Origin of the sequence: Mesorhizobium sp. Cs1299R1N3 (assembly GCF_037179625.1) — a bacterium.
Classification (GTDB): Bacteria; Pseudomonadota; Alphaproteobacteria; order Rhizobiales; family Rhizobiaceae; genus Mesorhizobium; species Mesorhizobium salmacidum.
The window spans coordinates 23,401-49,318 of the sequence record NZ_JAPYKQ010000008.1 but is presented as its reverse complement, the minus strand read 5'-3'; the positions used below and the strand labels follow the sequence as shown (position 1 = coordinate 49,318).

Here is a 25,918-nt window from a genome sequence, read left to right as displayed (position 1 = left end):
GTTTGTCGTCCAGCCGCGAATGACCCAATATTCAGGCGTACCAAGCATCCATACCGGACTTCCGGTTCATCGATGCGCTGAATTGACCAGACAAGTGTGAGCAATCGTCATGCTCGCCCCGCCCGGGCGACATCGGCAGGCTTGCGCCCAGTGAAACACAGGAGACGGATCATGACCTTGACCCTTCGACCCATCGGCACCGTGGTGAGCGGCCTTGCCATGCGAAGCGCGGCAGCGTTCGAGCGCCGCCGCACGCTGCGCCAGATCTCCCGGCTTTCCGATCGCCGTTTGCATGACATTGGCCTCGAACGCGACTGGGACGGTTCCGTCCTTGGCAATGGGAGGGGGATATGACCAGCACATTGATCATCGGCGCGACTGGACTTCTCGGCAGCGAGATGGCGAAGGCCAGCGCGCGCAATGGCGACAGCCTCCATGTCCTCGTCCGGTCGACCACATCAGTCAATGAAGCGCGGATGCGCCCGCTCAAGGAATTGGGCGCCACGGTGCATGTCGGCGATCTCGACGACTACGACAGCCTTGTGCGCGCCGTCGGCAAGGTCGATCGTGTCATCAGCTCGGTGCATGTCGGATCGGCCAGCGAAATGACGCTGGTGCGCGCCGTCAGGGATGCCGGCGTCTCCCGCTATGTGCCGTCCGCCGGCTTCGGCCTCGACTTTGCGGCCGCCGCACCCGGCTCTATCGAACCGCTCGACATCAAGCGGGCCGTCTTCGACGCGGTCCGGGAGGCCGACCTGCCCTATACGGTGATCTACACCAACGGCTTCTTCTCGACCTGGGTGGCGACACTGGGCGACCTGACGCGCTTCGGCTCGTCGCCGTTGCCGCCCGACGAGGTGACGCTTTATGGCGACGGCAATGTGCCGGCGACGTTTGTCAGCGAGAAGGATATCGCGGCGGTCACAATGCGCGCGCTGGAGGATCCGGACGCCGTTCGCGGCGAAATCCGGATCGCGCAGAACAAGATCACGCAGAGCGCGATGATCGAGTTGTGGCGCCGGGTGAGCGGCCGCTCGCCGCGCGTCAAGCAGATGAGCGCCGAGGAGCTTGAGGCGCTGATCGCGGCGGTTCCCGGCCTTGGGTTGCTGCGCGCGTTCTGGATCCGCGGCGAGACCGCGCTGGAGATGGCCACGCCTGAAGCCGGGACGCTCTATCCGGAACTGAGGTTCGAAAACATAGAAAGCGCCTTTGTGTCTATGGCGGGCGCGGGTGGGCGGAGGTTGTGAAGGCAAAGGCGGTGCTCTACGGCGCCCCCCTCTGTCCTGCCGGACATCTCCCCCTCAAGGGGGGAGATTGGCAGCTCGGGCGCCGGCGTTCCCCTTGTAAATTTGGAGATTGGCGAAGGCCGTCGCGACATCCGATCTCCCCTCTTTTGAGGGGGATGTCCGGGAGCGCCGTAGAGCGCGGCGGACATGGTTGGCGTTGCTACAGCGGTTGACCCGACAGCCCATCCAGCCGATAGGTCCGCGCGAACAGCCCGAGACGCCCGATGCCAAACCTCAAAGATGCAACCCGCGCCGCCGACGCCGCTTGGCAGGACGACGTCCGCGCCGGCGTGCGCCATGTGCGCGACCTCGCCTCCTTGCCGCTCTCGCCGGCCGAACGTGAAGCCGCGCAAGCCGCCGCCACGCTCCACAAGGTGCGCGCGCCAAAGAGCTATCTCGACCTGATCGACTGGAACGATCCCGCCGATCCGATCCGGGCGCAGGTGATCCCGTCGCCTGGGGAATTGGACGAGGCGGAGGGCGAGCTCGGCGACCCGATCGCCGATCACCAGTTCAGCCCGGTGCCTCGCCTGACGCATCGCCATGCCGACCGAGTGCTTTTATTCCCGACCTATCAATGCGCGGTCTATTGCCGGTTCTGCTTCCGCAAGGAATCGCTGACCTCGATCGGCCGGGGCTATACGCGCGAGGCGCTGGAGCCGGCGCTGGCCTATATCGCCGGCCACCCCGAAATCCGCGAGGTGATCCTGACCGGCGGCGATCCGCTGTCGCTGCCCGATGCGGCGCTTGCCGAAATCCGTGCCCGCATCGAGACCATCCCCCATGTGCGGCTGTTGCGCATCCACACGCGTGTGCCGGTGGCGTTGCCTTCGCGCATCACGCCAGGGCTCGTCGCGGCGCTGCAGGGCCGGCTGATGGTCACGGTGGTCACCCACTTCAACCACGCTCGGGAGATCACCGATGCCACCGAAGCGGCTTGCCGCACCTTGCGGCAGGCGGGGTTCGTGCTGCTCAACCAGAGCGTTCTGCTCAAAGGCGTCAACGATACGGTCGAGGTGCTGGAAGAGCTCTGCCGCGAGCTGATGTACCGACTGGGCGTCAAACCTTATTACCTGCACCATGGCGATCTGGCGCGTGGCATGGCGCACCGGCGCACCACGATCTCCGAGGGCCAGGCGCTGGTGGAAGCGCTGCGCGCGCGCCTGTCGGGCATCTGCAATCCGGTCTATGTCATCGACCTGCCGGATGGGGGAGGCAAGGTGCCGCTCGGACCTTGCCATGTCGAGGGGCAGGACGGGCAGAGCTGGCGGATACGCGGGCTGGATGGGGAGGTGAGGGATTATCGCGAGGTGGTTGGCGAATAGGCCGATGCCTATTTTGCAATAAACGCCACCACGACCACGCGCGGGGCGATGCAGTATGCGATGCTGACCTTGCGGCCGATGCTCGTCGTCGCGTGGCCGGTTTCAAGGTCCACGGCGATATCCTCATAGCCCAGCACTTCGCGATCCAGCGGATAGGCAGCCTTGTAGACCGCTTCCTTGGCGGCGAAGAGGATGCGGCCGGCAAGCTGCCGGTCTGCTGCACCCATCCGGTCGGCGGGAATGGCTACGAGCGAGAAAATGTCATCGGGCAGGGGCAGCGCCGGCTCGACGTCGATGCCGAGCGAGCCGATGCCGGCAACGGGCGCGACCGCCGCCACCGCCATGTCATCGTCATGCGCGAGCGAGCCCGTTATCCCCTCCGGCCAGGCGGGTGCACCTGATGGAGTGCGCAAGAGGGCGAAACCGTCGAAACCGACGTCCGCGAGCAGCCGGTGCGCGATCCAGCGCGCCGCGCCACTGGCCCGCCGCATGGCCGGCTGGCGTGCGGGGATCGAGCCTGCCTCCGCCGGCAACAGATGGACTTCGTCGCCGTCGCGGATGATCCGGCAACCGGTGCGGACCCCGGCCGGGGCCATGGCGGCCATGGCGCGCGCCAGGGCGATTTCCTCGGACGGATCGGCTGATGGCGTCATCGGTCGCCGGCCGGGAGGACGAGATCGGCGATCATTTCGCCGTCCTCGTCGAGCCCCTCCTCGACGAAACCGGCGCTGCGATAGAGCCGCCGTGCCGCCTCGTTCTCCGGTTCGTAGCATATCGACACGTGCCTGATGTGGCCGAGCCCGCGGATTTCCTCCAGCACCGCCCGCAGCGCGGCCTTGCCGTAGCCCCGGCCCTGCCAGGCGCGGTCGATCATGAAACGGTAGATGCGCGCCTCGTCGTCGTCCCGTGGCGCCTCGTACATCAGGAATCCGACAAGCTGGGCCCCGGCCGTCACCGCGCGCGGCCGCGCGTCCCGATCGGATCTGGCTTCGCGCAGGGAGTCCGCATTGCTGGCGACGAAATCCATCTGCTCCGGCGCCAGCTGCAACGCGGTGACCAAAGCGCGATTGGCCTTGGTCACGGGAGCGATACGGATGTCCACCGTGCCTTCCGATCGCTCTGCCACGTAGCCTCCGATGATATCGGGCTCAAGCGTCAGGACGCCCTGGAGCCGTCTTCCATGATCGGCTCGACGAACCGGTGCAGCTTGGCCGGGTTGCCGCGCCAGATGGAGTTGGGCTCCAGCTCTTCGCCCTTCATCACGAAGGAATCGGCATCGACCATCGATCCCTTGCCCATCACGACGCCGTAATGGACAAAGGCGGACGGCCCGAGCGTGCAGCCATCGCCGATGCGGATGAAATCGGACTTGAACGCGCCTTCCTCCAGCGAATGGGCCTGGATGACGCAGCCCTCGTTGAGCGTGACATCGTCGCCAATCTCCACCAGCGAACGCTCGGTCAGGTTGGCGCCGCCGTCATAGACGCGCTTGCCCACCTTGACGCCCAGCATGCGCAGGATCATCGGCCGGAACGGCGTGCCGGCGAAAAGGCGCACGATAGGCGAATCCGCGAGCTTCCAGTGGCGCTCATGGCGCCAGAAGGTGACGTCGTAGATCGTCGTTATCCGCGGCTTCAGCCTGCGGAAACCAAGGCTTGCCCGCTCGACGAAGATGTAGAACGGAATGGTGATCGCCGAGGTCAAAAGCACCGCCGCGAAGAGGGCGATTTCCGCCCATTCGGTGTAATAGTTGAGCGCCCGGTCCCAGATCGCCAGCGTGGCGAACAGCATGACCCATTGCGTGGCCATGAACAGGAGGATCGTCACCAGATTGTGACGGTTCTTGAGCGGGATGCGCTGGCGCCGGTCTGCCTCGTCGATGCCGGCGATGAGTTCCTTGTCGCGGTTCACCATGCGCGGGATTTCAAAGGGCGGCGAGCCCAGAAGGCCGACATTCTCGCGCAACGGCCCGTCGATCGGGACCATCACCTTGGTGCCGAGCAGGACGTTGTCGCCCGTGCGTCCATCCGGCGGATAGTAGATATTGTTGCCGAGATAGTTGCGCTCGCCGATCCGCGTCGGCTCGAGCCGGAACGCGGAGGCGGACTTGTGCATGTTGATCATGAAAAGCCCGTCCGACACCATGGTCTCGGTGCCAATCTCGCAGAGCAGCGGGTTTTCGTGCTGCTGGTTGGAGCCGAAATTGGAGCCGGTCTGCACCACCTTGTTGAGGTTCCAGCCGATGGCGCTCATGTAGTGGACGATGGCCGAGCTGTCGCCGAACAGCAGCCCGAGCACGCGCGAGTTGCTCGAGAACTCGGCAACCGTCTGCAGCCAGTAGCGGAAGCCGTAAAGCGTGTAGGTGCGGCCGGGTTTCAGGATCAGGCTGAACAGGCGCGGCACCACCGTGGCGGCGAGGAAGGCCGCGGCGATGTAGCCGAAAAGCGTGACCGTAGTGCCGATCGCCACGATGCCGATCGTCTCCTGATAGTCGTCGCCGACATTCTCCCAATAGCTGTGGAACAAAAGCGGCAGCGGGGTGACGATGGCAAACAGCCCTATCAGCTGCACGGCTTCGTAGAGGAAACGCCGAATGCGGGGAGGGTTGACGTTGCGCACCTTGCAATAGTCCGCCGTGGTCGGCACCGCCGGCGATCCATGCCAGTGTTCGCCGTCCGGGATGCTTTGCCCGCGCTGGAGCGAGGAGGAATGGCCGAGCTGCCCGCCGTCGCCGATCGCGGTGTCGATGTCGAGCGTGCAGCCGACGCCGACGAAAGCGTCACGGCCGATGGTCAGCGGCCCGGTGTGGATATAGCCGGCCTGGGCGCGATAGCCGAGGATCAGCGATTCCTTGCGCAGGATCGTACGGTCGCCGATCGAAATCAGGTCCGTGCACACGGGCACGGCACGGGATTCGATGACCACGTTCTTGCCGATCCTGGTTCCCAGAAGCTGCAGGTACAGGCTGTAGAGCGGGCTTCCGCGGAACAGCACGACAGGTGCCGTGCGGATCAAGGTCTTGACCACCCAGAAGCGATAATAGCGCAGGCCCCAGATCGGGAACACTTCCGCCTTCCAGCGGCCGACCAGCACCCATTTGGCGGCAACGGCGAAGCCCGACATGCCGAAGAACACGCCGGCCGAGAGCACCACGCACCTGACATATAGCTGAAGCGGGTCGTCGAGCGTGTCATAGACCCAGTTGAGGCCGTCATTGACCGCCCACAGCGCCACGTAGCTGTAGAGTGCGTAAAACAGCAGCTGCGCCGCGCCGCAGGTCCAGTAGGCGAGGTTGGACGCCTGGCGGGTGAGAACGGGCTCGTTGGTGGCCGTCGTCATCTCTTCCGCCACGCTCAGGTGCTTGGCCAGGCGCGCCACGGTTGGATAGAGATAGATGTCGCGCATGGACGTCGTCGCCCATTCCTTGCGGGTGCGCACGCGGGCGCAGAAATGCGCCATGAGCAGCGAGTTGGCGCCGAGATCGTCGAAGAAATTGTCCTCGACGGACACGTCGTCGAATCTCAGCACGGCGCATAGCGCGTCGGCCAGGAAACGCTCGTCGTCATTGCCGGGCGGCACCATGGCGCGGTCGGCCGAAAGCCGTACGGTCGTCGGTTTGGGAAGCTGGCGAAGATCGACCTTGTTGGAGACCGTCATCGGGATCGCCGGCAGTTCCTCGAGATAGGAGGGCACCATGTAATCCGGCAGCCGCCGCTTCATCGTCTGGGCGATGTCGGCGCGCGAGAGCGCCGGCTGGCCGGCCTTGGGCGCGTAATAGGCAACGAGCTCGACGCGGCCGGGCTCGATCTCCCAGGTGGTGACGGCGGCCTGCGCGATTTCAGGCTGGTCCAGCAGCACGGCCTCGATCTCGCCGAGTTCAATGCGATAGCCGCGGATCTTCACCTGGGTGTCGATGCGCCCGGCATACTCGATCTCGCCGGCGTCGTTGATCCGGCCAAGGTCGCCGGTGCGGTAGATGCGCTTGGACGGGTTGTTCGGCAGGCCGAGGAAATCGGCGATGAACTTCTGTTCGGTCAGGTCCGGCCTGTTGAGATAGCCGACGGCCAGGCCGATGCCGGCAATGCCGATCTCGCCCAGTTCACCAGGTTCGGCAAGTTGCGGCAGCGAAGGGTCGAGAATGACGATCGAATAGGTGGGCAGCGGCGCGCCGATCGTCACCGGCCGGTCCGGCGTCAGCGCACCCATTGTTGCCGTGACGGTCGCCTCGGTCGGGCCATAGGTATTGAGGATCTGCCGGCCGGGCTTCGACCAGCGCGCCACCAGATTGTGGGGGCAGGCCTCGCCGCCCACCAGCAGCGTGCGCAGGCTGGGCACGTCCGACGTCATCGACGACAGAAGCGTCGGGCTGCAGGCCATGCAGGTGATGTCGTGATGGCGCAGGAAATCGGCGAGCTCTTCGCCCACCAGAGGCATCTGGCCGGGTGCTGGCACGACGGTCGCGCCGGCGACGAACGGCACCCAGATCTCCTCGGAGGAAAAGTCGAAGGCGATGGTCATGCCCTGGTAGACGCGATCGCCCGGCCGGTAGCCGTAGGACGCGGCGGCGACGCGGATGAAGTTGACGAAGCTCTGGTGGCGGATGGCCACGCCCTTGGGCCGACCGGTCGTGCCCGACGTATAGAGGATGTAGCAGATGTCTTCGATCGCAGTGGCGGCCGGCGCGTTGTGCGGCTTCAGCGGCGCGTCGGACTGGGCTGATATTTCGGCGGCGGCGCTGTCGATCAACAGATGCGGAACCGGCAGCTGGTCGGCCCGCGATGCATAGGTGGCGATGGTGACGATCAGGCTGACACTGGCATCTTCGATGATGAGCGCCATGCGCTCTTCGGGAAAGGCGGTGGCCAGCGGCACGAAGGCGGCGCCCGCCTTGACCACGGCGAGCAGGGCCACATAGGTTTCCGCGGACCGGTCGAGGATGAGGCCGACCCGGTGACCCGGCCGCACGCCGCGCTTGACCAGCAGGCGGGCGAACTGGTTGGCACGGCTATCCAGCTCCTGATAGGTCCAGCCGCGGCCCTCCGAGATCACCGCCGGCAGCGTGGCGAATGTTTCGGCGAGTTGCTCGAAGACCTTGTCGAGCCGCTCGCCCGGCTGACCTGCGCGGGCAAAATCGGCACCCACCAGGACCTGGCTGCGCGCTCCGGAGGCAATTCCCGCAAGCGCATCGGCGCTGTCGGGGCTGGTCTCGGGCTCTCCGCCCGATCTTGCCGCTTCCCTGTCCAGTTCGGCGATATCGATACCGTGGTCCATTTCCAAACTTTCTCGTCCTGGCAAAGCTTTCACAGGCACATCTCGATCATGCCGCCGCGCGAGCAGGCATTGTCGGCTGTGCCGCCGCTGCAATTTGGTCGTTGTTGATGGAGGTGGAATGACCGAAGCTTCCAAAATGGAAGATTCCGGTATCCCGACCGGCGATCGCTGACCGCCGGGTCCTCTTTGGCCGGGCGGTTATCACAGAACCAGCCGCTCCGTTTTCACATGTTCGGGAGCATCGGCCCGGGGCGGAGGCGTGCGCATCGCCTGGGCGCTGCCGGCGGCGAGCGACAGGCCGGGCAGGGCACCCATCCATCCGTTCGAACCTCGTTGCATCGCCCGTACCCAAACCCCGTATGCCTGTGCGGCGGCCGGATTTCCGGCCGTTGAGGGATGCTTATGCCATCCGATCTTTTCGCCAGTTTTTCCGAACTGTTGAAACTTGTTTCTGGATTGTGTCTGGGTGCGCCCTTCCGCATGGCCGCTGCCGCCGGTTTCGGCCCGTTCCAAAAATCTCACCGCCCCCGGGAATAAAGCGGAGCCCTTCCGAGTCCTCTCTGCAAGCGGGGCAATTTTGCGGCCGCGATCTCTAGGAAAACGAAACAAGGATTTACCGAAATGACAAAGCTCGCTCTCAGCGTGGCTGCGATGTTGCTCGCCTCGAGTTCTGCCTTTGCCGGCAGCGACTGTTTCGGCACGAGCGCCCTCACGCCGGCCGCCGTGACCGTCGACAACACCCACACCGCCTCTACCGCCACGCCGCGCATGGTCCGCCACGGCGTGCAGGCGGCAATGCACTCTGATGCGGAGGAACCAGGCCAGGGCATCTGGGGCAACTGAGTTCATGGGCCGGCACCGGATCCCGACGGTGCCGCTCCGATCCGCGGTCAGCGACTGAGGGCCAGCGGTCCTCCGTCATTCCGTCAAAGGTAGCCACAACTCAACAGAGGAGATCACCATGTTCAGCATGACACGCCGCACAGTGCTTCAATCCGCCGCCGCCGCTGCCGCCTTCGGCCTTGCCGGCAAGCTGGAATTCACCCGGCCCGCTTTCGCGCAGACGCCGGTGGAGCCCACCGTCGGCTTCTACAAATACACGGTCGGCGACATCGAGGTGACCGCCATCTATGACGGTATCTGGAAGAAGCCGCATGACCCGGCCTTCATCAGGGATGTCTCGGTCGACGACACCAAGGCGGCACTCGCCAAGGCCGGGCTGACCACCGACTTCATGCCCATTCCGCTCACCGTCGCCGTGCTCAAGATGGGCGGCAAGCTGATCATGATGGATGCCGGCTCCGGCGTCGGCCAGTGGCAGGCCAACGCCACGCATCTGCCGGCCAACATGGCCGCCGCCGGCATCGACTACAAGGCGATCGACACCATCATGATCTCGCATTTCCACCCCGACCATGTCTGGGGCCTGATGGAGAAGGGCACCAACACGCCGGTGTTCCCCAATGCCGAGCTGATCGTCAACGCCACCGAATACAACTGGTGGACCGACCCGAGCCGGCTGGCCAAGCTGCCCGAAGGCCGCAAGCCGGCGGGCAAGCGCATCGCCGAAAACTTCCCGAAATGGAAGAACTGGAAACTGGTCGAGGACGGCGCCGAGGTGGCGCCCGGCATCCAGATCGTCGCCGCACCGGGCCACACGCCCGGCCACTCGGTCTACCTCGCCAACTCCGGCAAGGAGCAGCTGATGATCTCGGCCGACACCATGTATGTGCCGGCGCTGCTGGCGCCGCACCCGGAATGGCAGGGCGCCTACGACCAGGACGGGCCGACGGCGATCGCCACGCGCCACAAGATCATCGACCGGGTGATCGCCGACAACATCCGCATTTCCGGCTCGCACTTCCCGTTCCCCGGCACCGGCGTCTTTGTGAAAGACGGCAATGCCTATGGCTTCACTCCGGTCCAGATTTGAGCGCCAGCACCCAACCCAAGCGAGAAAGACAATGAAACAATCCTACCGGGGCAAGCACGCCCTGTTCGGCCTGCTCGGCGCCATTGCCGTGCTGACCGTCGTTCCCGTCGCCACAATCATGCCGGCCTTTGCGGTGGACGACATCGAGGGCGCCGACGCGCCCGACCTCACCGCCGTCAAGGCCAAGCTCGACGCCAAGGACTATAAGGGCGCGCTGGCCGATCTGCGGGACCTTGCGCAGGACAACCAGCAGGCCGACGTCTATAATTTGCTCGGCTTCACACTGCGCAAGACCGGCGACTTCGACACCGCGCTGACCTACTACAACAAGGCGCTGGAGTTGAAGCCCGACCACAAGGCGGCCCGCGAATATCTGGGCGAGCTCTATGTCGAGACCGGCGACATGGCCAAGGCCAATCAGCAACTGGCCTCACTGCAGAAACTCTGCCCCGCCGGCTGCGAGGAGCTTTCCGACCTGCAAAAGGCCATCGACACCACGGTGACGAAGTAAGTTCCCCCTCACCCGGATTGCCAACCGAATTGCGAAGGGCAATTCGGGGCAATCCGACCTCTCCCCGAGGGGAGAGGAGGAGGCCGGCACAAGCGCCTGCCTCTTCTCCCCCGGCGGGGAGAAGGTGGCCGCGCAGCGGCCGGATGAGGGGGCCTTGGCGCGAACCCGTCCCCAACACACCAAAATTCGGGCGCTCGTGGCTGGCGCCCATTGCCGGAGCCGGCGCCTCTCCCTCGAGCCGGCTCCGGCCCTTTCAGACATCACATTCGGCAGGCGCCATTCCCGCTTGGCGTCGCCTGTGCCCAAAATATTGGAGCCGACCATGACCCTGAACCAACGCGCCGCGAAGCTGCTCGCCACCAGACTGTATCTGAGGGACGTGGCGCTGCTCGCCGGCCGCCTGCTTTTGTCCCTCATCTTCCTGCATGAGGGCGCCACGCTGGCCACCCATTTCGAAGGCGCCGCCAAGGCAATGGCGGCGCTTGGCGTCGGCCTGCCGCTGTTCATCGCTATCGTAGCCCTGCAACTGGGGGCAGGGCTTTCCGTCGCAACGGGCCTGCTGACGCGGCTGGGCGCCATCGGGCTCGGCCTGTTTTGCCTTGCCACGGCAACCCTGTTCCACACCGACTTTGCCAGCCAGAACGAACTGCTGCATTTCGAAAAGGATTTGGCCATATCAGGCGGCATGTTCGTGCTGGCCGCGGCCGGCGCCGGCAGGTTCTCGCTGGACTGGCTCCTGGCCGGCTACCTGCAGCAGCGGCGGCGCGACAAGGACATGGTGGCGGCGCTGCTGGCGGTGGAGACCAGTTTTCCCTGAGGCTGCCGGTTTGAGGGGGAGCTGGGCCCGCGCCTCGTCCAAGCACGCGACACGCACTTTGCTGGAACCAGCCTTGATGCTCCGCATTCTATAAGCAGGGGCTGAAGGAGCGTGACGTGAAAGCGATTGTGGCACTGGTCAGCGGCTTCGTTTTGACGCTGGCGGTTTTCGGCAGCGGGCTCGCCTTTGCCGCCTGGCTGCTTGCCGCCAAGCCCGCGCATGAGGCAAGGCCGACCGTCAGCGTGGCGGAGCTCTGGACCAGGAACGCGCGGCCGGTGAACAAGGCGGCGCAGAACCTCGAACGCTTGCCGGCCGACCAACCCGCCCCGCCCGACATCGCCGCCAAGGAGCCGGCACCCGATCCGGCCGCGACCGGCTCGATCGAGCCCGCGGCAAGCGACGCGGCGCTGCCGGCGTCCCATCTCCAGTGGTGCGCCAGCCGCTACCGCTCCTACCATCCCGACGACAACAGCTACTTGTCCTATAGCGGGCGGCTACGCCCCTGCGTCTCGCCCTATCTCGACGCCGGCGCCGACCAGGGCGCAAAGCCTTCAGCCGAAGTCAGCTATGCCGAAACGGGCGACGCCGCTTCGGCCGCCACGGCGGGGCTTTCCGCCGACCATGTCGGTTCCTGCTTCAACCGCTACCGCTCCTACCGGCCGGAGGACAACAGCTACCAGCCCTATTCCGGCGGACCCAGGCGCCAGTGCGAATAGCCGCCGGATGCGGGCGCTGGAAGGCGGCGCCCTTTTTGATCGCCAACGATCACGCAAATTTTTTGGATCGTTCGGATAAGCGCGGCGTTCATGCCTCACATGAGTGGAGGAATCGAGATGAGCGACGACCGCGACGACAAGATCAGGAACCGCGCCTACGAGATCTGGCAGCGCGAAGGCGGCGCGCATGGCGACCATGACCGGCACTGGCGCCAGGCCGAGATGGAGATCGACCGGGAAGCCGCCCTGCCGCTGACGGCGGACGATGCGCTGCCGCAGACCGGCGAGATCGCCAGCTCAGACGTGCTGCAGGTTGAAGCGCTGGCGGCACGCACGGGCATATCGGGTGACGAGGCGCAGGAGCTGATCGACAGGCTGGGCACCGACCGCGCCGCGATCGAGCAGGCCGCGCGCAACCTCAAGGCGAAGCGCAGGCGCTGAACGCGAGGCATTTAGAGACAATGCGTTGGCGCGGCTTGATGAGAAGATGATTCATCGAGCCGGCCCCAAAAATCCGCGAAGTCGGTGCTCTACGACGCCCCCCTCTGTCATCTGCGCCCGCTACTTCCGTCATCCGCGGCAATGTCGGAACCCTTGGTCGCCTCGGAGGTTCACCCTGTCCCAACCCCCCAGAGGAGATGCACTCATGGACCACGCAAACCACGTCAGGCTCCGCCCCGCCGAACTGACCCCGGACACGCTTGAAGGCGCGACGATCTACGGCCCCAACGACGAAAAGATCGGCTCCGTCGACCATATGCATGGCAGCGGCCAGGTCGTCATCGATGTCGGCGGCTTCCTCGGCATCGGCGCCAAACCGGTCGCCGTCGCCGCCAACGAACTCGATTTCATGCGCGACGAGGACGGCGACGTCCACGCCGTGACCAGCTGGACCAAGGACCAGCTGAAAGCCATGCCCGAACACCGCGACTGACAACAGGAAGGGCTCGGCGATCGCCGGGTCCTTCGCCAAGGGAGAGACCGATGATCAGGAAGCTGAAAGACGGAAAATACCGGCTATATTCAAGGAAGAAGGACGAGAAGACGGGGAAGCGGCGGAATCTGGGGACGTTTGATACAAGGGAAGCGGCGGAGAAGCATGAACGGGAGGTGCAGTATTTTAAGCGGGGGTGAGGGGATTACCGCATCTTGCCGGCTGCATAGCTATCACGACGCGCTCCAGCGACCAGCCTAAGACCGTTGTTGACCCTTTGGAGCCTCGCCATCCTCTGCGTACGAATGGCAGCGCGTACGAATGGCAGCAATGCCCGCATGTCGGGCATTCTTAGAGCCCGGCTCCTCTACTAAGCGGACGCGGACATTGTCGGTGTCCAGGGCACAAGCTAGCTCTTGATCTGCCGGCCGCTGGTGGGCCCGGAGCGGACATTCGACTTGAAAGCTGACGCCTGGGCTGCCATAGAAACTGCGGGTGTCCGGTCAGTTCCGCTGGGCAGGTATGAACGTTGGTCGGGCCGCCAACGGGAGTAGTCCCTTCGGAACGGCTTATGGCCTTTCAGCAACGAGTTCATCTGGGCACTCTGTGTTGTCCTCCGGAGAAGCATTTCTCAGGAGCGAGTTTATGAGAGTCGCAATCCACACCCTTGGCACACGCGGCGACGTGCAGCCCTATCTGGCTCTCGCACTCGGTCTTAGGCAAGCGGGGCACGAGGTGCTGATCGCCGCGCCCTCTCAGTTCGAATCTTTCGTCCGGACGCGTGGGATCGCGTTCGCGCATCTGCCCGCTGAATTCCTCGAGCTGATGGAAACCCCGGAAGCAAAGGCAGCGATGGCCGGCAGTGCCGGCTTCGCTGCCGGCTTCAAGATGATCAAACAGTTCAGGCCGATCGGACGCAAACAACTCACGGCCGAGTGGCAGGCCGCCCGGCAGTTTCGCCCTGAGTTGTTCATCTATCATCCCAAGGCGATCGCCGCGCCGCACATCGCGGAAAAGCAATCCTGTCCAGCCGTTCTCGCCTCGCCCCTGCCAGGCTTCACGCCGACAGCCGCATTTGCAAGCCCGCTGGTTCAGTTCCGTTCGCTTGGTCCCCTCAACAAGCTTACGCACAGTGTGATGGCGCATAGCGGCGATGCGCTTTTTCGTAAAATGGTCGGCGAGTGGCGCGCCACCGAGCTCGAACTCCCGCGGAAACCGGAGAAAAAGCTGCGCCCCCGAGCAACGCTCTATGCTTACAGTCCACACGTCCTGCCCGTTCCGCCCGACTGGCCGGACACGGTTGCAGTGACGGGCTACTGGTTCCTGAGCGGCAATACCGATTGGCGTCCAAACGCACACCTCCAAAGTTTCATAGAGGGTGGGGAGCCGCCTGTTTATGTCGGCTTCGGCAGCATGCCGGGCATCGATCCGCTGTCCTTGACGAAACTCGTGGTTGACGCGCTGGCCAAGGCCGGAAGACGCGGCGTCCTCGCAATCGGCGGCGGCGCCATTAGAAGCGATCTCGGGATCGGTCATGTCCACTTCATCGAGGGCGCACCGCACGAGATGCTGTTCCCGCTCATGTCGGCCTGCGTCCATCACGGCGGCGCTGGCACAACAGCGGCCGCGCTTCGAGCCGGCAAGCCGAACGTCATTTGTCCGTTCTTTGGTGACCAGCCGTTCTGGGCAAAGCGGATCGAGGATCTGGGCGCGGGACCTGCCGCAATCGACAAGAAGAAGCTATCCGCGGACCTGCTGGCCGCGGCCATCGCAGAGGCCACGGGGAGTGCATTTATGCATCAGAGAGCAAGCAAGCTCGGCGAAGCGATCCGGGCCGAAGACGGTGTCGGCAACGCGATTAGCTCCCTTGAACGCCAGCGCCTTCTACGTTGAGGACCAAATTCTAAGCGCCGGTTTTACGGGGGCCGTCTTGGAGCGGCCCAAATCAACACACTCCAACATGTAGGCCGGTGTCCGCTGCCGGCGCGTAGCCGGCCTCCAATTTCCCGTGCGTGCTGCCAGGTTGGCCCTCCCCGTTAACCATTCGTTAACCATTAACCCCCTAGCGTTTACCTCTCAGTAAGGATTCGCTGGCCGTGACCTTTGCCGCCCCCGTCGAAACAAAATCCATTCGTTTTCGCGCCCGTTCTTTCGTGGCCTTTTCGCTTACGCCGGAGGCGCCGATTTCGGCCTGGCTGGAGGGGCTGGATCACTGGATCGGCAATTCGCCGGGCTATTTTGCCGGGCGGCCGGTGGTGCTCGATTTGAACGTGCTGAAGCCCGAGGTCGCCGATATCGCGCTGCTGGTCGCTTCGCTTGGCGCGCGCGGTATTCGGGTCTATGCGATCGAGCTCGAAGGGGCTTCGCTGGGGCTTGACCTGCCGCCGCTTTTGACCGGCGCCAAGGAAGCGACTTCGGACGGCCTGCTTTCCGGCCGCAAGGGCAAGGCGGAGGCGTTGGAAGAAGCCGGCAAGCTGGAGACGGTGTTTTCGGATCGCGGCAAGGATGCCGGCAAGCCCGAAGAGGGCAAGCCGGTCGAAATCAAGGCCGAGGCCGGCAAGGGCAAGGCTGCCAAGGCGGCGGAAGCCGGCGTGGTGGAAGCGGTCCAGGCCGGCACGCTGATGGTCAAGTCGCCGATCCGCTCGGGCCAGTCGATCTTCCATCCGCATGGCGATGTCATCGTGCTCGGCTCGGTCGCGTCCGGCTCCGAGATCATCGCGGCGGGCTCGATCCATGTCTATGGCACGCTGCGTGGCCGCGCCATCGCCGGCTCGCAGGGCAATCGGTCGGCGCGCATCTTCTGCCGCAGGAACGAGGCGGAACTGATCTCGGTCGACGGCTGGTACACCACCGCCGAAGAGATGGAAGGCGTCTCGCGCGGCAAGGCGGTGCAGGCCTTCCTCGAAGGCGACATGCTCGCCGTCGTGCCGCTGAACTAGGGCGGCGGGATGCTGACGCCCGGTTTCACGGTTCCGGTCCGGACATGCGCCGAGGCACTGCGCGCAAGCCTCGGACCGGCTTGGGATGGCATGATGGCAGGCTCTGACCGTGCGGCGCACGGCATAACAAACGACAACAGGCAACGGAGGCTTTTTCCATGGGCAAGGTAGTGGTCGTCACATCGGGCAAGGGGGGCGTCGGCAAGACCACCTCGACGGCCGCGCTGGGTGCCGCGGTCGCCAAGACCGGCAAGAAGGTAGCGCTGGTCGATTTCGACGTCGGCCTGCGCAATCTCGACCTGATCATGGGCGCCGAGCGGCGCGTGGTGTTCGACCTCGTCAACGTCATCCAGGGTCAAGCCAAGCTGTCGCAGGCGCTGATCCGCGACAAGCGCGTCGACACGCTGTTCCTGCTGCCGGCCTCGCAAACGCGCGACAAGGATGCGCTGACCGAGCAGGGCGTCGGCGAGGTGATCGACAAGCTGCGATCGGTCTTCGACTATGTCTTCTGCGACAGCCCGGCCGGTATCGAGCGCGGCGCGCAGCTCGCCATGCGCTTCGCCGACGAGGCCGTCATCGTCACCAATCCGGAAGTGTCGTCGGTGCGCGATTCCGACCGCATCATCGGCCTGCTCGACGCCCGCACCATGCGCGCCGAACAGGGCGAGCAGATCGCCAAGCACGTACTGGTCACGCGCTATGACGCGGCGCGGGCCGCGCGCGGCGAAATGCTGTCGATCGACGACGTGCTGGAAATCCTCTCCGTGCCGCTGCTTGGCATCATCCCCGAAAGCCAGGATGTGCTGCGCGCCTCCAATCTCGGTTCGCCAGTGACGCTGTCGGAACCGCTCAACAACGCCGCCAAGGCCTATCTCGAAGCGGCAAGGCGGCTCGAAGGCGAAGATTTGCCGGTGGTGGTGCCCTTCGAACGCAAGGGTTTTCTCGACCGTCTGCTCGGAAGGAGGGCCGCATGAGTATCCTCGACCTCTTCAAGCGGCGCACCAGCGCGCCGGTGGCGCGCGAGCGGCTGCAGGTGCTGCTCGCCTATGAGCGCCGTAGCCGTGGCCAGCCCGATCTCGTCTCCATCCTGCGCGAGGAGATCATGGCTGTGATCGCCAGGCATGTGCAGATCGACCAGGATTATCTCCAGGTCTCGATGGACCGCGGCGAGACCATGTCGACCCTGGAAATCGACATCCAGATCCCCAACAAGAGCGCCGTGCCGCTGGCCATGGCGGGGTAGCGTCGACGCTTTCTCCTCGCCCCGCTCCAGAGGGGGCGAGGAACCCGGATTTGCCGGGCCGGCACCGCCGGTATTGGTCCAGATCAGTTCAGCGAAAATCTCGACCTGAAGCCCGCGGCGCTGTTGCGATTGGGATAGTCCTGATCCGGTATCGCAACGCCGAGATGGGTGCACAGCGGTTCCCAGCCATCGCCAAGGGCGTGGACCAGCAGCCGCTCCGGTGGCACCCCGGCGTACACGGCACGGACATTGGCCTCGTAGCAGGCAATGGCATGCGCTCGATCGCCAGGCCGGCCGCCGAACACCTGCCTGGCGATCAGGGCAAGGCCCAGCGATTCCCGATCCACGCTTTGCTCAAGTCCCGCCGCGATCGTTTTTTCAAAACTCTCCCACCAGCTTTCGGCCGATCGGTAGGTCAGGATCACCCTGGCATTCGGATAGAATTCGATCAGTTCGCGCCAATAGTATGCCGAGGGCCAGTCCAGACAGGAGACATAGCCCGAGAGCAGCCGGTTCCAGTCCGGCGCGGCACCTTGGGCCAGCGCGCGCCACATCCGTTTCTGCTCCTCGTTGCCGATCACTTCGTGCATGTGATGACAGGGGCCGAAGCCGAGAATGGCCAGCGCCTCGCGCATCGAATCCGTGCCCGTTCGGCCGAAGCCGGTTCCGATCACCTTGATCGACATCTCCACGCCCTCCCGTTCGACCTGCAAACCGTTTGCCGGCACCATATCAGGCCGCACACCACGTTCACACCGTCGCGAACGCCACGGTCCGCGCCGGAGGCTTGGCACCGGCTGCCCGCGGCATCCAGATCGCCAATGTCGAAAATTTACATTTTCCACCGGGGGCTTCCCCTGCGGAATAAGCGGATGTAAGGATACATATTAGCAGTTTGTTAAATATCCGGTTTTGGTTGCGTAAGAGGGAGTTCCGTATGAACTTCAAGAGCCTGATCAAGCGTGCTGAAGACGTAGATAATGCACTCCAGGAGTTGCAGGACGATCTGGCGGACGCCCTGGATGCCAGCCTCGATAGCGAATTCGAGTCACCGCCAAAGGGCGACGGTGTCCCTGAAGCCGAGTCAGGCGCCGATGCCTCGCCGCCACAAGCCGATGCCGATTATGCGGATGCCGCGGACAATCCGGATGACGCGGGCAATGCCGAAACCGCCAAAACCGCGCCACGACTGACCCCCCATGCCCAGACCCGGCTGGCGGCATTGAATGCCTTCGAAGGGATGTTCCACGACGCCAGGGATTATCTGGACGAGATCAACGGCAAACTATCGGAAATCTCGACCTCGCACCATCTGACGCGCGAATTCCTCAACATCCTCCACACCGACATTCTTCGCGCCAACGAGCTGGAGCTCGCGAATGCCGGCCTGATCGCGGAGCAAAGGACGCTGTCGGAAAAGCTGCACGACACGGCGGCAAAGCTGCGCGAGCGTGACGGCGCGTGCGAATTGCTGCAGCAGCGCGAGACAAGCCTGGTCCAGGACCGGGAGACGCTTCGCGCAACGCTTGCGGCGGTAAGGCTCGAGCTCACGGAGACGGCCAATGCCAGCGCCAAACGCGACGCCGAATTCGGCGACATCGCCAACCGGCTGACGGCCAGGACGGTCGAAGCCAACAGGCGCCTGCGCGAGAGCAAGATGCTGCGGGAAAAACATGTCAGCCTTTCGGCCGAGCTCGACAAGGTGCTGAAGCGGGAGACCCAGGCGCGCCACAGGCTGGACGAGCTTTCGACAATCCACGCCAGCGAAGCGGCGCGGCTTGCCGAACTGATGGCGGCGCTCGGCAAGAGCGAGAAAGAGGAGATCCGGCTGCAGAAGGCGCTCGAGGCCACACAGGCCAAGCTGGCGGAAAAGTCCGAGTCGGCCAGCATGATGGAAGGCGACTGGGAAGCCGAACGGGCTCGCGCCCAGACGGAAATGCGCGGATTGCGTTCCGAGATACAAGACCTGGAATCACGGCTGGAGAGGGCCTCGAACGAGAACAGCGCGGCCGCCGCCGAGATGGCCAGGCTCAAGACCGAGCTGGACGACGCAGTGGCCGAAAAGAAGATCGCCGATGAAAGACTGTCCGCGCTCACGGATGAGAACGAAGCCGACAAGCTGAGCCTTTCCAGGGCGAACGCCAATCTTTCGCAGCTCACGCTGCAGCAGGCGTCGGAGGACATACAACGGGATGTCCAACGGCAGGAATGCGAGGATCTGCGGGCCGAAATCGCGTCGCTCAATGCCCGGATCAAGGAATTGCTGCCCTACGAGCGGCTCCACAAGGCCACCAACGGCAGACCGCGCGAGGGCGAGGTGGTGGAGATCGCCGCCGTGGTGGCCGAGAAAGCCCGTGCAACGGGCAGGCGGCCCATCCGCAGGAACCTGCGCGCCACGTCGTAGCACGCTTCGCAGGTCTCGTTGCCCCAGCGCTTCGGGCTCAGCGTACGCTGTTCAATGCCGGGCAGTCGAAAGCGGCCGTCGAGGCCGCCAGGCGCATCGCGACCAGTATTTCATCACCTACCGGTCTTCGGTATTGATCGCGCTCGGCGAGACAAGTCTTCTCGACGCGCTCCACGCCCAGCGCTTGCTCTACTCGGCTGAGGATTCGCTGCTGCGGAGCCGCGTCCGGCCGGCGACCAACTACGTCGAAATGAGGCGCTCGGCGGCGGTTGAGATGGCGCGGTCGATACCGCCAAGCCCGAGATCGTCGACGTCAAGACGGGGCCGCGGATAGTATCGTAGTTCACGACGCAATGAACAAAAAGTGCAACCCGAACCATCGGCGGCCCGTTTATCGTGCTCTCGAGGCAATGAGATGTCGCGCATCTACGATCTTGCATCCGATGGGGTCCGGCGTGTCTATGAAAAGCGCATAGACGCGCCGGCTATCCTCGATGCCGCCACCGATTTTCCAAACGCGGCGAAATTCACCGCCGCCTGGCAGGCCATTCGCGACGAAGCGCTTGCCGTGCGGCCGGGTGGGGCGCCGCGCTTCCACGACATCATGCCGGAACAGGCCGAGATCTCGGCCAATGACGGCCTCGACTGGCGCATGTTCGTGCTCAAGGCCTACGACATCGGGATACCCGAAAACCTGGCGCGGATGCCGGTTCTGAGCCGGTTGCTCGCCGAGTGCCCCGAAGTCAAATCGGCGGCCATCTCGTTCCTGGCGCCGCGCAAGCACATTCCCAGCCATCGCGGACCGTTTCGCGGCATCATGCGCTTTCATCTCGGGCTGGTCATTCCGCGGCAGGCCGATGGCCGCCCGGCGACCATCATGATGATCAATCATCGGGAGAAGCGGATCACGGATGGCGAGGGCCTGCTCTGGGACGACACTTTCCCGCACGAGGTGATGAACAACGCCGACGAGCCCCGCGTTGCGCTGCTGCTCGATGTCTGGCGTCCGGGAATGCCGCTGGACATGGAAGTCCTGTCCCGGCTGATCGTGCGCGGCGTGCAGGCGGGCATGCGCCACAGGGGCGTGTCCTTTTCCGGCTGAACTGCGCGACCGCCGTTCGTGCCATTTGGCCGTGCCCTCATCGACGCATCCGCGCTGTCTCACGACAGCAAGGCCGGTTCAGCCTATTGCGTTCCTGCCAGCAGGTTTGCGCCTGCCGGCATGGAGGATGAAGCACAAGTGACATCAATGCCGGTTGCCAGCCGCGAAGCAGCACCCTTGCCGGTCGCGGCACTGATGGGCGCCATGGTGTCGATCCAGATCGGCGCCACCTTCGCCAAGACGCTGTTCCCGGTGATCGGCGCGCAAGGCACGACGACGCTCAGGCTGGTCATCGGCGCGCTGATGCTGATCGCGGTGCTGCGGCCCTGGCAGATGCGGCCCTCGCGCGCCACTCTGCCGTGGCTCGTCGCCTATGGGGTGACGCTGTGCGCGCTCAACCTTCTGTTCTACGCAGCGCTTGCCAGGATCCCGCTCGGCGTCGCGGTGGCGCTGGAGTTTTCCGGTCCCCTGCTGGTGGCGACGCTGACCTCGCGGCGGGCCAGCGACTTTGCCTGGATCGCGCTGGCGGTCGCCGGCATCGTCCTGTTGTCGCCCTTCATCCGCTCGCTGCAGCCGCTTGACCCGGTCGGCGTGATGCTGGCGCTGGCCGCCGGCGGGTTCTGGGCGCTCTATATCGTGCTGGCGCAGAAGGCGGGCGCGGAACTCGGCACCCGCACCACCGCCTATGGCATGGCCATCGCCGCCGTGCTGGTGCTGCCCTTCGGCGTGGCGGAAGCAGGATCGGCGCTGCTCGCGCCATCGATCCTGGTCAGCGCGCTGCTCGTCGGCCTGTTTTCCAGCGCGCTGCCGTTCTTCCTGGAAATGGTGGCGCTGACCCGCATGCCGGCGCGCATCTATGGCACGCTGACCTGCCTGGAACCGGGGCTCGGCGCGCTGGCCGGGTTTTTATTCCTGCGGGAAAGTCTGACCATGCCGCAACTGGCCGGCATCGCCGCCGTGATCGTGGCCGCCGCCGGCACCGCGCTGACCTCGAAGCCGCCGGTGCCTTCGCCGGAGTAGCGTCGGGTCGAGGAAGGCGCAGGCTCACGCTGCACGGCCGGTTGTTCAAAACCGCAGGCCCAGATTGATCTTCGCGCCCTGGTCGACCGTGCCGCCGCCGAACTGCCCGGTGTAGGACAGGCCGAGCGTCGCATTGGCCGACATGTCGAGGTCGAGGCCGGCCTCGATCACCGCGGCGTCCCTGGCGACAGGCACGCCGGCGATCGTGAAGGCGTCACCGCCGGTGAAGGCGAAGCTGGACGTCGGCGTGACATCGCCGAAGGCGTGGCGCCAGCCGAGCATGCCGCGCGCGGTGGCGTCGATGCCGCCAAGCATGAAGCCGGTCGAGCCCCGCAGGCCCAGCGTGGTGAAGGTGGCGTTGGTGCTTGCGCCGGTGCTGGTCAAGGCCGCCGCACCGCCCGTTTCGGTGAAACCGTCGGTATGCAGGCTGACATAAGCGAGATTGGCGAAGGGTTCGAACTTGAAGCGCCCGGCATCGGCCTTATAGGCGAGTTCGCCGAACACTTGCGCCGTGCCGGCGTCGTAGTCGGCCGAGAGCTGATCGGCGAAGCCGTTGAAGGCGACGGAGCGTTTTGTCGAGAGGCTGCTCCAGCTGTAGGCCGCACCGGTGCGGAAGGCGATGGCACCCCAATTTGTGCCGCCATAGAGGCCGAGATGGTAGCTGTCGCTCTTGCCGGATGACTGACGCTCATCCACCTCAAAGGAGGAATGGCTGTAGCCGCCAATGAGGCCAATGCGCCAGCCGCCGACCAAAGTGTCGGCACCGGCCAGCAGGCCACCGGTCGAGCGGTCGAAGGCGGCGGCGTTGCCGTCGGAATCCGTCTTGCCCCAGGAGCCGAAGCCCTGGCCCCAGACGGCGAAGCGGTCGATATCGGCGGCGACCATTTCGGGCCCGCCTTCGCCATAAGCCATGACCGGCAACGCTGCCGCACCAATATCGCCGAAGGCGGCGCTGATGCGATTGCTGGCGGCGTCGCGGACGAAGCGGCTGTCCTCCAGCAGCATGCCCTTGGCCGAGGCGTGAATTTCGCCCGAAAGCTGGTCGAAAGCGTCCTGGGCGGCGGCTTCACTCGGCAGGGCGAAGATGGCATCAAACAGCGGATTGCCGCTGCCAAGGCTTTCGGCGCCGCCGCCGGTGGCGATCTGATTGGGCGTCAGGCCGACGTCGGCGAAGGCCTTTGCCTGCATCACGTCAAGATAGACATGCGTCGGGTCGTAACTGGCGAAAAGGCCGCTGAACGGGCCCAGCCCGCTGATCGTGTAGGTGCCGGTGACGCCGGCGTCGGCCTCCAGTACCGTGTAATGCGTGCCAACCACGTAAGGCGCGGCGTCCGTCTTGACCAGGTCGAGAATGGCGCCGGCGGCGATGGTCGCCGTACCCGTCGCATCAATAAGATCGGACTGGCCGGTCGAGGTCAGCTCGACTTGGTAGATCGAGCCCGCCGCCTGGTCGAGATTGCCCGCGACATGCAGTGTGCCGATCGAATTGCCCGGCGCGATGATGCCGCCCGATTGCGCCACGATGGCGCCCACCGTGCCGTTGCCGCCCAGTGTGCCGCCGGTGATGGTCACAAGCGAACTCGCCAGCGACCCGTTCACGGCCAGCCGTCCGCCGCTCACGTTGGTCGCACCGGTGAAACCGCTCGAATTGGCCGTCAGGTTGGTGTTGCCGGCGATCTGGTTGATCGTTCCCAGTCCGCTGACGGCAGCACCGAACGCGTAGTTGGCGTCAGTGTGATTGAAATTGAGCGCGCCCGTACCATTGCCGAACTGTAAGACCGCCGGATCGAAGATGCCGGCGCCCGTCGCCGCGGAGCCTGCCGCGCCGCCGATGTTGAGGTTGCCGGTTGAGCCGGCCTGGCTGGCGATCACGGTAAGGCCGTCCGCTATGACCGTGCCGCCGTTGGAGAGCGTCACTGACCCCGTGCCGCCGAAACCGATCGCCAAGTCGCCATGGACCTCCCATAGCGAGGTCGGGCCGTCGACGGTTGCCTGGCCCGATGCATCGGCACCGATCGCCAGGTAAGCCAGGCCGCCGGAGGCCACGCCGCCATTGGTGACGGCGAGCGTGCCATTTCCGAGGCCGCCGAGATACATCTCGTTCTTGTTGGTCCATTTGGAGCCCGCGCCGTCGACGCTAACCCCACCCGTGCCCGTTGCTCCCGCGCCGACAAAAACGGTATCGGCATCCGCTGAACCGCCGCCGGAGATTGAAAGTGTCGCATGGCCGCTGCTGCCCACGGTAAGAAGCTTATCGGTGCTCCAGGAAGATCCCGGCCCGTTCACTGTCACCGCCGCTGTGGCGGTACCGAATTCACCGAGGGTCGCAGCCTGATTGACGACCTGGCCGCCGTTGCCGATCTGGAGGGAACCGGCGCCCTTGAAGCCGACGGACAGATCGCCCGAATTCATCCAGGTCGACCCCGGTCCATTGACCGAAACCCCGCCGGCCGAACCGATTTCGAGCGCGACGAAGCCTTTGATGTCACTGACAATGCCGCCATTTGAAATCGTCAGCATGCCGGTGCCCTGATCGGCGACGACCAGTTTCGAACTGTTTGTCCAGGTCGAACCCGCGCCGTCGACGAGCGCCGTACCGGTCGAGCCCGCGAAGTCGCCAACATAGGCCGAGTTATCGCTGACGGCGCCGCCATTGGTGATCGTCAGCGTGCCCGTACCCTGGTCGCCGACAATCAGATCCGAACTGTCCGTCCAGGTCGAGCCGGCGCCGTCGACCGTTACAGTGCCGACCGCGGCGGCGCCGCCGCCGATGGTGGCAGCGCCACTGCTGACGGCCCCGCCTTGGGAGACCGTCAGCGTGCCCGTGCCGAGCCCGCCGACATACAGGTTCCCGCTGCTGTTCCAGGCCGCTCCCGCGCCTCTGACGAACACTGTGCCGGTCGAACCCGCCGAGTCGCCAACATAGGCCGAGGCATTGCTGACGACGCCGCCCTCGGTTATCCCCAGGGTGCCGGCGCCGAAATCGCCTACCGCCAGGTTGGAGTTGATGGTCCAGGTCGAGCCGGTGTTTTCGATAAACACCGTGCCGGTCGAGCCTGCCTTCGCGCCGATGGTCGCCCAGAAGCTGCTGACGGCGCCGCCGTGGGAGATCGCCAGGGTGCCGTCGCCGTAATCGCCCACAGCCAGGTTGGAGCTGCTTTTCCAGGTCGAGCCGGCGCCATCGACGAACGCCAGGCCGGTCGAGCCTGCCATCGCGCCGATCATGCCGTTTTTGTTGCTGACCGCGCCGCCGTTCGAGACCCCCAGCCTGCCCTCACCTTGGAAGCCGATGAAGAGGTCGGAGGTGTTGCTCCAGGTCGAGCCGGCACCATCGACCGTCACCTGGCCCTGGGAGCCCACATCATAGCCGGCATAACCCACCGAACTGGTGACCACGCCGCCATTCGTGATCGTCAGCGCGCCGAAGCCCGCGTTCCCGACCGCGAGCGCCGCGTTCGCCCAGGCCGAGCCAGCACCGTCGACAGTTGCTGTGCCAATGGAGCCCGCCAGATTGCCCAGAATGCCGCTCTGATTGCTGACCGTGCCGCCTTTCGAAATGTTCAGCGCACCGGTGCCCTGATCGCCGACGAACAGGTGGGAAGAATTCGCCCATATCGAACCCGCTCCGTCGACCGTCACCGCGCCGGTGGAGCCCGCATGCCAACCTACGGTCCCCACGGCATTGCTGACCAAGCCGCCATTGGTGATGTCCAGCGTGCCGGTGCCAAATTCGGCGATGTAGAGATCCCCACTGTTGATCCATGTCGAGCCCGGCCCGTCCACCGTTGCGGTGCCGGTGCCCAGGCCATAGCCGACATGACCCACTGTGTCGCTCACAGCGCCGCCGCCGGAGATCGTCAAGGTGCCGGTGCTGCCGGTGCCCAAGGCAAGGAAAAGATCCGAACTGTTGTTCCAAATGGAGCCTGGTCCAACGACCTTTACAGTGCCGTTCGCGTTCGAAACGTAGCCGACGAAGCCGGCGGTGTCGGCAAGCGTGCCCCCATTGGTGATCGTCAGCGAGCCCGAGTAACTCGAAATGGTGCCCATAAACAGATAATGGGCGGCCGCATTCGCCGCATCGACCACGGTCGGGTGAGGGAATACCGGATCGAGAATGACGTCGTCGCTCGATGTCGGGACAGCGGCGGATTTCCAGTTTCCGGTGGCGAACCAGTTCGTGGAGGCGGCGCCGGTCCAGACCTCGGCTGCCGATGCAGGGATCGGCTGGCCAAGGCCGATCAGCGCCGTCGACGTCAGCGCCAGATATTTCAACGCCTGCGCCTTGCGGCCTTCAAATCCATTCTGCGGCATTCAATCCCCTGACATGACAGTCGTTTCGCCCTGAGGCTGACATGTCATCGGCGCCCGGCTGTTGTCTTGGGCAAGGCCGCACTGGAATTGGACTGGAGTGAGGTGC

General features: G+C 64.9%; 24 protein-coding genes. 18 read left to right on the top strand and 6 right to left on the bottom strand.

The window, feature by feature from the left end; translation table 11 throughout:
* Positions 1 to 171: 171 nt before the first annotated feature.
* The 3 genes from O7B34_RS18365 to O7B34_RS18355 all read left to right on the top strand — a co-directional run bounded on the left by O7B34_RS18365 (position 172) and on the right by O7B34_RS18355 (position 2,611).
* Entirely contained in the window at positions 172 to 354 is a 183-nt protein-coding gene (locus tag O7B34_RS18365) for a DUF1127 domain-containing protein (RefSeq protein WP_337147369.1), read from the top strand.
* Positions 351 to 1,247 (top strand): NmrA family NAD(P)-binding protein, encoded by an 897-nt coding sequence (locus tag O7B34_RS18360; RefSeq protein WP_337147368.1) that lies wholly within the window; start codon positions 351 to 353, stop codon positions 1,245 to 1,247. Before O7B34_RS18365 ends, O7B34_RS18360 begins: the two co-directional genes overlap by 4 nt.
* A gap of 263 nt (positions 1,248 to 1,510) precedes the next feature.
* Positions 1,511 to 2,611, top strand: a complete 1,101-nt coding sequence (locus O7B34_RS18355; RefSeq protein ID WP_337147366.1) for a KamA family radical SAM protein — start codon at positions 1,511 to 1,513, stop codon at positions 2,609 to 2,611.
* Positions 2,612 to 2,619: 8 nt separating this feature from the next.
* Here the strand turns inward: O7B34_RS18355 and O7B34_RS18350 are convergent, their stop codons facing one another.
* From O7B34_RS18350 to O7B34_RS18335, 4 genes are all read right to left on the bottom strand, one after another.
* Complete coding sequence (locus O7B34_RS18350; RefSeq protein ID WP_337147365.1) at positions 2,620 to 3,264, bottom strand: 4'-phosphopantetheinyl transferase family protein; 645 nt, start codon at positions 3,262 to 3,264, stop codon at positions 2,620 to 2,622.
* A complete protein-coding gene (locus O7B34_RS18345; RefSeq protein WP_337147583.1) occupies positions 3,261 to 3,707 on the bottom strand; it encodes a GNAT family N-acetyltransferase in 447 nt (148 codons plus the stop codon). Before O7B34_RS18345 ends, O7B34_RS18350 begins: the two co-directional genes overlap by 4 nt.
* A gap of 59 nt (positions 3,708 to 3,766) precedes the next feature.
* Positions 3,767 to 7,882, bottom strand: coding sequence for a Pls/PosA family non-ribosomal peptide synthetase (locus O7B34_RS18340; protein WP_337147364.1), 4,116 nt, complete (start codon positions 7,880 to 7,882; stop codon positions 3,767 to 3,769).
* Positions 7,883 to 8,083: 201 nt separating this feature from the next.
* Entirely contained in the window at positions 8,084 to 8,395 is a 312-nt protein-coding gene (locus O7B34_RS18335; RefSeq protein ID WP_337147363.1) for a hypothetical protein, read from the bottom strand.
* A 108-nt stretch (positions 8,396 to 8,503) separates the two neighbouring features.
* Here O7B34_RS18335 and O7B34_RS18330 point away from each other — a divergent pair, with 108 nt between their 5' ends.
* The 12 genes from O7B34_RS18330 to minE all read left to right on the top strand — a co-directional run bounded on the left by O7B34_RS18330 (position 8,504) and on the right by minE (position 16,975).
* Positions 8,504 to 8,725, top strand: a complete 222-nt coding sequence (locus O7B34_RS18330; RefSeq protein WP_337147362.1) for a DUF680 domain-containing protein — start codon at positions 8,504 to 8,506, stop codon at positions 8,723 to 8,725.
* Positions 8,726 to 8,843: 118 nt separating this feature from the next.
* Positions 8,844 to 9,815, top strand: coding sequence for an MBL fold metallo-hydrolase (locus O7B34_RS18325; protein ID WP_337147360.1), 972 nt, complete (start codon positions 8,844 to 8,846; stop codon positions 9,813 to 9,815).
* A gap of 31 nt (positions 9,816 to 9,846) precedes the next feature.
* A complete protein-coding gene (locus O7B34_RS18320; protein ID WP_337147359.1) occupies positions 9,847 to 10,326 on the top strand; it encodes a tetratricopeptide repeat protein in 480 nt (159 codons plus the stop codon).
* Between the two features lie 322 nt (positions 10,327 to 10,648).
* Positions 10,649 to 11,143 (top strand): DoxX family protein, encoded by a 495-nt coding sequence (locus tag O7B34_RS18315; RefSeq protein ID WP_337147358.1) that lies wholly within the window; start codon positions 10,649 to 10,651, stop codon positions 11,141 to 11,143.
* Positions 11,144 to 11,259: 116 nt separating this feature from the next.
* Positions 11,260 to 11,859 carry a BA14K family protein gene (locus O7B34_RS18310; protein WP_337147357.1) on the top strand — a complete coding sequence of 200 codons (600 nt, stop codon included), beginning with the start codon at positions 11,260 to 11,262 and terminating at the stop codon, positions 11,857 to 11,859.
* A gap of 117 nt (positions 11,860 to 11,976) precedes the next feature.
* Entirely contained in the window at positions 11,977 to 12,300 is a 324-nt protein-coding gene (locus O7B34_RS18305) for a DUF2934 domain-containing protein (protein WP_027144287.1), read from the top strand.
* A gap of 205 nt (positions 12,301 to 12,505) precedes the next feature.
* Entirely contained in the window at positions 12,506 to 12,793 is a 288-nt protein-coding gene (locus O7B34_RS18300) for a hypothetical protein (RefSeq protein ID WP_027144288.1), read from the top strand.
* Positions 12,794 to 12,843: 50 nt separating this feature from the next.
* Positions 12,844 to 12,993: a hypothetical protein gene (locus tag O7B34_RS18295; protein ID WP_140509404.1), complete on the top strand. Its 150-nt coding sequence runs from the start codon at positions 12,844 to 12,846 to the stop codon at positions 12,991 to 12,993.
* 445 nt (positions 12,994 to 13,438) lie between these two features.
* On the top strand, positions 13,439 to 14,686 hold the full coding sequence (locus O7B34_RS18290; protein ID WP_337147356.1) for a glycosyltransferase: 1,248 nt from the start codon (positions 13,439 to 13,441) through the stop codon (positions 14,684 to 14,686).
* 203 nt (positions 14,687 to 14,889) lie between these two features.
* Positions 14,890 to 15,732, top strand: a complete 843-nt coding sequence (gene minC, locus O7B34_RS18285) for a septum site-determining protein MinC (protein ID WP_337140134.1) — start codon at positions 14,890 to 14,892, stop codon at positions 15,730 to 15,732.
* 158 nt (positions 15,733 to 15,890) lie between these two features.
* Positions 15,891 to 16,706 (top strand): septum site-determining protein MinD, encoded by an 816-nt coding sequence (minD, locus tag O7B34_RS18280; protein WP_027144292.1) that lies wholly within the window; start codon positions 15,891 to 15,893, stop codon positions 16,704 to 16,706.
* Entirely contained in the window at positions 16,703 to 16,975 is a 273-nt protein-coding gene (minE, locus tag O7B34_RS18275) for a cell division topological specificity factor MinE (RefSeq protein WP_027144293.1), read from the top strand. The genes minD and minE overlap by 4 nt, the downstream gene beginning before the upstream one ends.
* Before the next feature lie 83 nt (positions 16,976 to 17,058).
* Here the strand turns inward: minE and O7B34_RS18270 are convergent, their stop codons facing one another.
* On the bottom strand, positions 17,059 to 17,661 hold the full coding sequence (locus O7B34_RS18270; protein WP_337147355.1) for a sulfotransferase family protein: 603 nt from the start codon (positions 17,659 to 17,661) through the stop codon (positions 17,059 to 17,061).
* 251 nt (positions 17,662 to 17,912) lie between these two features.
* Between O7B34_RS18270 and O7B34_RS18265 the strand changes: the two genes are divergently transcribed.
* The 3 genes from O7B34_RS18265 (at position 17,913) to O7B34_RS18255 (ending at position 21,501) form a co-directional block, all read left to right on the top strand.
* Positions 17,913 to 19,379, top strand: coding sequence for a hypothetical protein (locus O7B34_RS18265; protein WP_337147354.1), 1,467 nt, complete (start codon positions 17,913 to 17,915; stop codon positions 19,377 to 19,379).
* A 415-nt stretch (positions 19,380 to 19,794) separates the two neighbouring features.
* The gene (locus O7B34_RS18260) at positions 19,795 to 20,481 is read left to right on the top strand and encodes an aspartyl/asparaginyl beta-hydroxylase domain-containing protein (protein WP_337147352.1); all 687 of its coding nucleotides are present in this window, start codon (positions 19,795 to 19,797) and stop codon (positions 20,479 to 20,481) included.
* A gap of 138 nt (positions 20,482 to 20,619) precedes the next feature.
* Positions 20,620 to 21,501, top strand: coding sequence for a DMT family transporter (locus O7B34_RS18255; protein ID WP_337147350.1), 882 nt, complete (start codon positions 20,620 to 20,622; stop codon positions 21,499 to 21,501).
* 45 nt (positions 21,502 to 21,546) lie between these two features.
* Here the strand turns inward: O7B34_RS18255 and O7B34_RS18250 are convergent, their stop codons facing one another.
* The gene (locus O7B34_RS18250; RefSeq protein WP_337147348.1) at positions 21,547 to 25,812 is read right to left on the bottom strand and encodes an autotransporter outer membrane beta-barrel domain-containing protein; all 4,266 of its coding nucleotides are present in this window, start codon (positions 25,810 to 25,812) and stop codon (positions 21,547 to 21,549) included.
* Between the last annotated feature and the right edge of the window lie 106 nt (positions 25,813 to 25,918).